Source organism: Syntrophothermus sp. (genome assembly GCF_013314835.1).
GTDB lineage: Bacteria > Bacillota > Syntrophomonadia > Syntrophomonadales > Syntrophothermaceae > Syntrophothermus > Syntrophothermus lipocalidus.
Genome location: NZ_JABUEX010000113.1, coordinates 1 through 4,228 on the forward strand (window position 1 = coordinate 1; position 4,228 = coordinate 4,228).

The window sequence follows — 4,228 nt, forward strand, 5'->3', positions numbered from 1 at the left end:
ACAAAAGCAGATTAAGCCGGAGGCTGATCTGCGATGGAGGAAAAAGAAAAGGTCGCCGTGACCTGCGAGTGCTGGAACACTCGCAGGCTCATGCAGGTAATCGAGCTACCCACACGTACAGCGTTAGCTGTCACAGCAACCTTGACGTGATTATACACTATCCAGCACAGCTTCGCAGTTTAGTAAGTACAGCCTGCACCCGTCCTTTCTTTTCCTCTCAAAAATTTTGAGAGGAGTGCATTTCATGGTTTCCAAAGTTCTTAGGGTTTACCCCTCATCCGGCTACACCAATGCAGCCGGAAAAATCGTCACCGTCCCGCAAATCCGGCTCCAGGGGAAATGGGTGGAGAAGCTGGGATTTACGGTAGGCAGCAAGTTTATGTTGGTGGCCGATAACGGCACCATTGTCCTGCAATCGTTAAGGGGGATCAGCGAATGAGAGAAAAGTTTACCACTACTTTGGACCCGGCCTTGCTGCAGTTGGCGCGGGAGAAAGCCGCAGCCGACGGGCTGCCCGGTATCAACGTCATTATTGAGAAGGCTTTACGTATGTACTTCGCCAATTGCTCCGTGGAAGTATGGGAGAAGCCTTTGCAGGGGGGATGGCTCAAGAAGCTCACCATCCGCCAGGACCGGGTCATTATGGAGAATATTCGCAGCAGGCATATCAGAAAGAGAACCCAATCAAAGTATTATACCCCTGATTTTCTGGAGTCCAAGGGCTGGAAGCAGACCTGGAAGCTCAAAAAAGAGGCATAAGACCGCTAGCCTTACGGCATCGGTAAGCGTGCACGTACAGTGAGTGGAACGCAGTGGAGCGTCGTACGGGTACGATTGCCGGTGTCGTAAGGCTTAGCAAGGCTTTTGCTGCGTACGTTTCCCCGGATGGTTCCGGTTTATCTGAATAAGGACTAGGAGGGGTTAATCATGATCACCAAGGTAATGGTCGTTGGAAGCGAGAAAGGCAATCCCAAACGCAGGCCCAGGATACGTCTGGCCGGTTTCTGGCTAAACGATATTGGCCTTGAGTACAACAGCCTGGCTACTGCCGATTATGAACCGGGCAGGATCGTCATTAAGCTTCAAGGCTCGGGAATTGACACTTACAGCCAGGTAGTTAAAGAAGTTTTAACAAGTAAAGGCGGTTTGTTGCAGGTCCGGCTGGAATGGCACAACAAGAAAAAGACTCCCCATCTGGAGATAAAAGGTCTTTGGCTTGAAAATTTCGGCTTTACAATCGGCAGTGTGTTCGTGGTTCAGGCCGAATACGGAGAGATAAATATCCGCTTGGTGGACCCGGAGAAACTCTAACAACAAGGGGGCTTTTTGTAGGTAGGAGCCCCCATCACATAGATATCTTTCGTGGAAAGGAGGACATTTTCAAGCTTTAAAAGGTGTGGGAGTTCTCACTGAGACAGTCTGTGCAGACCGGTCACGGTCAATGCTTGGTATGCGATGTTTTAAACTATCCCGCCTTTTAAAGCTGTTACCAAAGGTGTAAGTGTATACTTACGCTTTTGCTAACAGCTTGATGCTGAAAGCTTAGAAAACCACTCATCAGTTAGTGCGGTGCCGGGAAAACCCGGCATAACGCTGGTATTTGGGATGTATGGTTTTAGGTTCTTTGAAAATTAAATACAAAGGAGAGATGGAAAAATGCTTCACCCTAAAATGCAGTATGTCTATGTGGGCATCGACAGCCACAAGGATACCCATTGTGCTGTAGTCCTGAACTGCTTCTTTGAAAAGCTGGGGAAAATCACCTTCGATAACGCCCCGGCTAAATTCGAAGAGTTCTTCCAGGCCATCAGAAAATTTAAGCCTAAAGGAAGCAAACTAGCCTTTGGCTTGGAGGACGTTTCAGCCTATGGCAGAAACCTGACCGTATTTTTAACCGGTAAAAAGCAGGTGGTTAAGCATGTTAATGCTTCCCTGGTGGCCGCCGAAAGAAGAAGCCGTAACGTGCTTCATAAGACGGATTCAGAAGACGCAGAGTGTGCAGCACGTGTCCTTTTAAATCGCTTCGACCAGTTGCCGGACGCCGATCCCCAGGACAAATACTGGGTACTTACCAGCCTGGTTACCCGGCGCCGGTCCATCGTCAAAATGAACATAGCCTTACAAAATCACTTGCATTCCTTCCTGACCAGCCATTACCCCAGCTATCGCAAGTTCTTTGTCAATATCGACTGTCACAGTTCCCTGGCCTTCTTTGAAACATATCCCTCACCTTCAAGGCTTGAAGGCGTTATGGTTGAAGAACTGGCCGAAATTCTGAAACATCCCAATCCCCGGCAAAGGTGGGAAAAAGCCCGGCAGATTCTCGAATGCGTAGAAAATGACGGCGACAGCAAGGTGTACTACCAGGAAGCGCGGGACCAAGCGGTAAGATCCACCATCAACCAGATCAAAAACAACCTTTCGGAGATTGACTCCATTGATGCTATCCTAGACGACTTCCTTGGGCATTTTGACTACAAGCTGCAAAGCATGCGTGGCATTAGTAACGTGACGGCTGCCAACCTGATTGCCGAGATAGGAGATATTTCCCGGTTTCCCACACCCGCCAAACTGGCTAGGTATTCAGGTGTCGCCCCGGTGACCTACTCTTCCGGGAAAAGCTCGGTGCAATTCGCCAACCAGCGAGGGAACCGGACCTTAAGCGCACTTTTCTACAGCCTGGCCGTGATCGTCACCATGACCGCCGGTCGTCACAAGAAGATCATTAACCCGTTTTTTTACCACTACTACCACAAGAAAATATCCGAAGGCAAAACCAAACGCCAGGCCTTGAAATGCGTGCAAAGACGCCTGGTTAATATCATCTGGTCCATGATGACCTACAAAACCGAGTACATAAACCCGCCCACCCAGGACTTCCCCAAAGAAGCAAAGGCAGAGAGCAGTTAAAGGCTGCTTTCTGCCTGGATATGGTAAAATTAAGGAAATAATCTTTGAAACAATCCATTGAGTCAGAACCTATTAGGGACTGTAAAAACAACCCGATAAACTCTATTGATCCAACGGGGCATAAGGATGTGGCAATGAGTTCATGGGTAATAGCTAATGGTGGTTCAGTGAGCTGGAATCCAAATACACAAATTGCTACTGCTATATTAAATGGGCATACTGAAACATTTAATATTAATGAACAATTAGTAATAGGTGGACGAATTATTGGAGATGACCAGAATTTAGCTAGAGCTTTTGGAGTGAATTTATCATCATCCAATGTCGAAACAATTAGAAAGATACCTTCAACAGTGGTAACCAGTTGTTCGGCTACATGGAACAATGATGTTCCTCGAACAGTTCAGTATTTGAAGTCTGATGAAGCACAGCAAGCCTATAAACAGACTGCTGGAGCTGTGGTAGTTGCTAATGCTGGAATTGTTTGCGAAGCAATTTCGGTAGCAAGGGCTGCAAAATTGGCAGAAGCCCAGAAAATGAAACCGCCTGGTTGGAACAATAATTGGGAGTGGAGATATCCGGAAGGTACTAGTACTTCTAGTCCCCGGTGGTTTGATCCCAAAGGTGGAGAGTGGAGATGGCATGCACCTGATAATTGGCACCCAAAAGGTCACTGGGATCATAATCCGTGGACTCAATGGAATTCACCGTGGCAAAATATATATCCATAATAATTAATAATTTGAGGGGGAAATACGATTGTTATCTTCATCAAAGACTTTAATTATCGATTATTATCAGAGCTCATACGGGCCAAGTATAATGATTAAAACAAATTCAATTGATCATTTAATTGAATTAAAAGAAATTATGTCTAAATTAAAACATAAAATTATACCTGAATATTGTTTGAGTAATATGGCAAATGCCCATATTATGGGAATGAAGGATTTGATCATGAAAATAAAAACCAAAGTACAACCTAATAAGAAAATTACAGAGTTTAAAGATGGTAATCAGATTCTGCAGTGGTTAATTAATATTAATGACTTAGAGTATTATGAAGGGCTAATAGATGGGCTAATTGAAAGCAATAAACCTGGTCATCAATATTTAACTAACGAAGGAGATAATGTTTTAATTGAACTTTCATACATGGAATAAACAAGGTTAGACACAGGGGGACGTTTTGAGACCACTGAAAAAGTAGTGTTTTTAAGCCGCTCTTACGATTGCTCTTGTCCAACCTAATCGGTTAATCACCAACGAACGGAATAAAGAGTTTAAAATTAGAGCAAATATCCCTTTTGAAGAGGAT

General features: G+C 45.2%; 6 protein-coding genes. All 6 read left to right on the plus strand.

Translation table 11 applies throughout. From position 1 onward, the window contains the following. Nucleotides 1–244: 244 nt before the first annotated feature. The 6 genes from HPY90_RS15095 to HPY90_RS15120 all read left to right on the plus strand — a co-directional run bounded on the left by HPY90_RS15095 (nt 245) and on the right by HPY90_RS15120 (nt 4,074). Nucleotides 245–439, plus strand: a complete 195-nt coding sequence (locus HPY90_RS15095; protein ID WP_287195706.1) for a SymE family type I addiction module toxin — start codon at nt 245–247, stop codon at nt 437–439. Then, complete coding sequence (locus HPY90_RS15100) at nt 436–759, plus strand: hypothetical protein (protein WP_287195708.1); 324 nt, start codon at nt 436–438, stop codon at nt 757–759. Before HPY90_RS15095 ends, HPY90_RS15100 begins: the two co-directional genes overlap by 4 nt. 168 nt (nt 760–927) lie before the next feature. Beyond that, nucleotides 928–1,311, plus strand: a complete 384-nt coding sequence (locus HPY90_RS15105; RefSeq protein ID WP_287195709.1) for a SymE family type I addiction module toxin — start codon at nt 928–930, stop codon at nt 1,309–1,311. A gap of 345 nt (nt 1,312–1,656) precedes the next feature. Beyond that, nucleotides 1,657–2,910 carry an IS110 family RNA-guided transposase gene (locus HPY90_RS15110; RefSeq protein WP_287195712.1) on the plus strand — a complete coding sequence of 418 codons (1,254 nt, stop codon included), beginning with the start codon at nt 1,657–1,659 and terminating at the stop codon, nt 2,908–2,910. Nucleotides 2,911–2,954: 44 nt separating this feature from the next. Beyond that, the gene (locus HPY90_RS15115; protein ID WP_287195714.1) at nt 2,955–3,641 is read left to right on the plus strand and encodes a hypothetical protein; all 687 of its coding nucleotides are present in this window, start codon (nt 2,955–2,957) and stop codon (nt 3,639–3,641) included. Between the two features lie 28 nt (nt 3,642–3,669). Further along, a complete protein-coding gene (locus HPY90_RS15120) occupies nt 3,670–4,074 on the plus strand; it encodes a hypothetical protein (RefSeq protein ID WP_287195715.1) in 405 nt (134 codons plus the stop codon). Nucleotides 4,075–4,228: the final 154 nt, after the last annotated feature.